4 protein-coding genes and 1 pseudogene are annotated in these 4781 nt (G+C 69.6%); 2 read left to right on the top strand and 3 right to left on the bottom strand.

Going from position 1 to position 4781, the window contains the following annotated elements:
• Both Q0Q02_RS23215 and Q0Q02_RS23210 read left to right on the top strand, forming a co-directional pair.
• Nucleotides 1–535, top strand: a pseudogene (locus tag Q0Q02_RS23215) (NAD(P)/FAD-dependent oxidoreductase); the annotation flags it as partial.
• The gene (locus tag Q0Q02_RS23210) at nt 532–1368 is read left to right on the top strand and encodes a thioesterase domain-containing protein (protein ID WP_293813135.1); all 837 of its coding nucleotides are present in this window, start codon (nt 532–534) and stop codon (nt 1366–1368) included. The pseudogene Q0Q02_RS23215 and the gene Q0Q02_RS23210, both read left to right, overlap by 4 nt.
• 58 nt (nt 1369–1426) lie before the next feature.
• Here Q0Q02_RS23210 and Q0Q02_RS23205 read toward each other — a convergent pair whose 3' ends face one another.
• From Q0Q02_RS23205 to Q0Q02_RS23195, 3 genes are read right to left on the bottom strand one after another with little or no spacing between them, the layout of a single operon-like run.
• Nucleotides 1427–2050, bottom strand: a complete 624-nt coding sequence (locus Q0Q02_RS23205; RefSeq protein ID WP_293813133.1) for an Isoquinoline 1-oxidoreductase subunit — start codon at nt 2048–2050, stop codon at nt 1427–1429.
• Nucleotides 2050–4230, bottom strand: coding sequence for a xanthine dehydrogenase family protein molybdopterin-binding subunit (locus tag Q0Q02_RS23200; protein ID WP_293813132.1), 2181 nt, complete (start codon nt 4228–4230; stop codon nt 2050–2052). Before Q0Q02_RS23200 ends, Q0Q02_RS23205 begins: the two co-directional genes overlap by 1 nt.
• A 3-nt stretch (nt 4231–4233) precedes the next feature.
• Nucleotides 4234–4692, bottom strand: coding sequence for a (2Fe-2S)-binding protein (locus tag Q0Q02_RS23195; RefSeq protein WP_293813130.1), 459 nt, complete (start codon nt 4690–4692; stop codon nt 4234–4236).
• Nucleotides 4693–4781 lie beyond the last annotated feature (89 nt).

Raw genomic sequence — 4781 nt, 5'->3', positions numbered from 1 at the left:
CCGCTGGCCGGTCTCCGCGCTGGGCGGCAGCCCCAAGGCCTGGGCCCTGACGCAAGTGCCCGGCGCGTTCCACCGGCTTCCCGCTTGCGGGCGCGCGCTCTTCCTCAAGAACTTCCTGCCGCCGGAGGGAGCCTGGTGGCTCCGCGAGCGGGTCGAGGCGCAGGTGCCGGTCGAGCACGACACGACGATCGTCGAAGCCAAGGAGAGCGGCAACCGCGTCTCGCTTCGCTTGCGGCAAGGTGACGACGGCCGGGATCGTGAGCTGCTTGTCGACCATGTCGTCGCCGGCACGGGCTACGAGGTGAATGTCGAGCGCCTGCCGTTCCTGGCTCCCGCGCTGCGCAACGCGATTGCCAGGCACGGCTCGGCGCCACGGCTCGACGCGTCCTTCCAATCCTCCGTCCCGGGCCTGCGCTTCGTCGGCCCGGCCTCGTCGGCAAGCTTCGGCCCGGTCTTCCGCTTCGTCGCCGGCGCCGAATACACCGCACGCACGATCGCGGCGGCCTTGTCCCGAACCGCCATGGCCCGGGCATGAGCGCGGCGCAATTGCCCCTCGTCGTCCTGCCGGGCGCGCGCGGCCATGCGCCGGATTGCACGCCGTTCTGTGCCACCCCGTCAGACCTGGATCGCGTGGTCACCCTGCGCTACCCGGCCTGGCGCGCGCAGCTCGATGCCGGGCTCACCGCGCAGGCCCTGGTCGAAGCCCTCGCGGCGGAGATCATCGACCGCGCCCCGCAGGCGCCGGTCGTGCTGCTCGGCGTTTCGATCGGCGGCCATTTCGCCTATGCGACCGCGCTGCGTCTGGAGAGCCTCGGCCATCCCGTCGCGGGCCTGTGCCTCATCGATTCCGGGACGATCACGGCGGCACGCGCGGCCGGCTGGAAGACCCGCCTCGCCTCTCACGCGGCCGATCTTCTCCGGCGGGGACGCCCCGGCGCGCTTGCGCTGCACGCCCGCGAGCTCGCCTGGCGCGGCCTGTTTCGCCTCGCCGGCGATGACCTGCCTACGCTCGCGCGGGACTACGCCGCCGTGCTTGAACGGATCGGCCGGATCGACCCGGCCTTCGCGGAGGAACTCGGCATGCGCCTCCTGATCCGCGTCACGGCGGCGTGGATGCCGAGCCTCGACGACCAGGATTCGCACCTGCACGCGCCGGCCGCCCTGCTGCGCACCGGGGCGAGCACGGCGAACGACGCCCTCTGGCGCAAGCGCTGCCCCGATCTGCGCATCATCGACCTTCCCGGCAATCACGAGACCCTGTTCGAGACCGAGAATGCCGCCGCGCTGCACGCCGCCTTTCTCGCGGCGACCGCGGAATGGAGCCACGCCGATCCTTTGCCCCCCGCCCTTCGGGCGCATGGCGGGTAGTCATCATCCGGCTTGTATCGCCCCGGCACTCCATGCCGGCAAGCGGATTGGCCGGGCTTCAACCCGCCGGGCATGCCCCCCCGCTATCGGCCCAGGCCTGCATCAGGGCGCCGAACTCGGTCGCCGTACCGGGTGCGGGCTGGCGCCCCCCGCCGGGATTCCAGCCCCAGAGCACGAGCGTATCGGTGGTGACGTGCTTGACCAGCGCGGCAAGATCGCGGCCCCCGTTGCGCGTCTGATCCTTCAGTTGCTCGCAGATCTGGCCGACCGTCTTGCCTTCCCAGGCCATCGAGGCTGGAGCCAAGGCCCAGTGCCCATCGCCCGGCACGCCTGCCGGGTCGAAATTCTGCTTGCCGTGGCAGGTCGCGCAATGCAGGCCCGCCGCGCCATGGCCATCATTGCCGCGCACGACGACGGGCTCGTGCAGCTTGCGCAGATCCCCCTGTCGCGGCCGCTCCGTCGCCGGGTGGCAGTTCATGCAGCGCGGACTCGTCAGCACCTTACCCATCTCGGTGAAGAGCGCGACCGAGCGGTCGTGCTGGTTGGCGATGGACGAAAAGCTGGCGGCCGGGCGAAGGCTTGCGCCGGCGGGCTGGGCCGCGTTCTGCGCCAGCGTCAGGGCGCTGCCGCCGACGCAGACCGCAAGCGCGGCGCCGGCGGAGAAGAGCAGGTTCCGGTTCATCAGACGGAGCCTCCCTGCATCGGCAACTGGCGCGGCCGGCCATGGCCGAGCGCCGCGAGCGCATTCGCCACGGCAGGGCCGATCGGCGGCACGCCGGGTTCGCCGACGCCGCTCGGCTTCTCCGTCGAGGCGATGATCCTGACCTCGACCTCCGGCATCTCGTGGATGCGCAGCGAGCGGTATTCGTGGAAATTGGTCTGGACCGGCCGGCCGCCATCGAGCGTGATCTGCCCGTAGAGGGCATGGCCTAGGCCGAACCCGATACCGCCCTCCATCTGGGCGCGGATGACGTCCGGGTTGACGGCGACGCCGCAATCGACCGCGCACCAGACCTTGTGGACCTTCGGCTCGCCCTCCGGGCCGATCGAAACCTCGGCGATCTGGGCGACGAAGGAGTTGAAGCTCTCGACCACGGCGACGCCACGGGCGCGGCCGTCGACCGGAGCGGAGCCTTTCCAGTTCGCCATCTCACCGACGGCCTTCAGCACGTTGGCGGCGCGCGGATGCCTGTCGCCCATCAGGGCGAGCCGACCTTGTAGCGGATCCTGTCCCGCAGCCTGCAACAGCTCGTCGACGAAGCACTCGACGGCATAGCCGGTATGGGTGTGGCCGACGGAACGCCACCACAATGTCGGCACGCCGACCTTGGGATTGTGTACCTCGCAGCGGAAATCCGGCACCGCGTAGAAGATCTCGTTGGCGCCCTCGACCGAGGTCGCATCGATGCCGTTCTTGACCACGAAGGATTCCAGGGGCGTCCCGAGCAGGAAGGACTGGCCGACCAGCGTGTTCGACCAGGCGGCGATCCGACCGTCCCTCACCGCGCCGCGGAGGCGGTGCACGAAGAGCGGGCGGTAATAGCCGCCGGCGAGATCGTCCTCGCGGGTCCAGACAACCTTGACCGGGCGGTTCGGGCCGATCGCCTTGGCGACCGTGGCGAGTTCGGCCGCCAGATGTTGGCTGACCTGCGCGCGCCGGCCGAAGCTGCCGCCCGCGAGCATGGTCTCGAGCCTGACCTTCTCCAGCGGCAGGCCGAGGATAGTGGCAATGGTCTGGTGCTCGGTGGTCTGGAACTGGCTGCCGAAGCGGGCGAGCGCCTGCGTGCCGTCCCATTCGAGATAGCCGTCGAGTGGCTCCATCGGCGCATGGGCGAGATAGGGGAAGACGAACTCGGCCTCGATGACGCGATCGGCCTTGGCTAGGACGGCCTCGGCGTCGCCGTGGCTGCCGGCGACGGTGCCAGGCTGGCGGGCCAGGCGCCGGTATTCCGCGATCAGTTCGGCGCTGCCGCGCGTCTCCGCCGCGCTGTCGTCCCAGGTGATCTTCAGCGCCTCGCGGCCCTTCAGCGCCGGCCAGGTCCCGGTCGCATAGACCGCGACGCCGTAGCCGATATCCTTCACGTCGACCACGCCCTTGACCTTGCGCGTCTCGGCCGCATCGAAGCTCGCGACCTTGCCGCCAAAGCGCGGCGATCGGGCGACGACGACGGTCAGCATGTTCGGCGTATGGATGTCGATGGTGAACTGGGCCTTGCCACGCGACTTGTCGGCGCTGTCGAGGCGCTTCACCGTGCCCTCCTTGCCGATCAGCTTATAGGCTGAGGCCGGTTTCAGCGGCGGGTTCTCGGGCACGGAGAGCTTCGATGCCGCTTCAGCGAACTCGCCGAACGAGCCCTTGCGGCCGGAGGCGTGACTGATCACGCCGGCCTCGACCTTGATCTCGGAAGCTGGAACCTTCCAGGCTTCGGCAGCGGCCTGGACCAGCATCATGCGGGCGGCGGCGCCGGCCTTGCGCATCTGCTCCCAGCTATTGGCGATGGCCGTCGAGCCACCGGTGCCCTGCACGCCGAGCGCAAGATTGGCATAGAGCTTGACATCGGCCGGCGCGTGCTCGGCCCGCATCTGGTTCCAGGCGGCGTCCATCTCCTCGGCGGCGAGCGTGGCGAGGCCGGTGAAAGGCCCCTGGCCGAACTCGATATGCTTGACGATGACGGTCACGGTGTCATCAGGCGCGACGCGGATGAAGGCGTTCGGCGCGAAGCTGTCATTGCCGCCCGGCCGATGGCCGGCGGCGGCGCCGGACTGGGCGCGGGCCTGGCGCGGCAGGTGGAAGCCGATGACGAGGGCACCGACGCCGGCGAGCAGCGAGCGGCGGGAGAGCTTGGGATCATGCGCGGTCATGGCTCAGATCTCCAGCGCGCGGGCCGCGTCATGGATCGCGGCGCGGATGCGGACATAAGTGGCGCAACGGCAGATATTGCCGTTCATCGCGAGGTCGATATCGCGGTCGGTCGGCTTCCTGTTTTCCTTAAGGAGCGCGATCGCGCTCATCACCTGGCCGGACTGGCAATAGCCGCATTGCGGCACGTCGCGGGCGATCCAGGCGGCCTGGACGGCATCCGCCTCCTTGCCGGCGAGGCCTTCGATGGTGGTGATCTCGCTGGTGCCGACCGCCGAGACCGGGGTCACGCAGGAGCGCAGCGGTTGGCCGTCGATATAGACGGTGCAGGCGCCGCATTGGGCGACGCCGCAGCCGAACTTCGTGCCGGTGAGGCCGATATTGTCGCGGATAGCCCAAAGCAGGGGCGTATCATCGTCGACGTCGACGCTGTGCGTCGTCCCGTTGACATTGAGAGAGACCATGGCTGCCTCCGATGCTGGCAAGACGCAGCGCGGCACCATGGTGCGGATCGAGGGCTCGCCCTCGATGGCCCGATCTGACATATCAGATG

This window comes from uncultured Allobosea sp. (genome assembly GCF_945956895.1).
Classification (GTDB): domain Bacteria; phylum Pseudomonadota; class Alphaproteobacteria; order Rhizobiales; family Beijerinckiaceae; genus Allobosea.
Note: the sequence above shows the minus strand (reverse complement) of the source record. Positions and strands in the feature narration are given on the sequence as shown.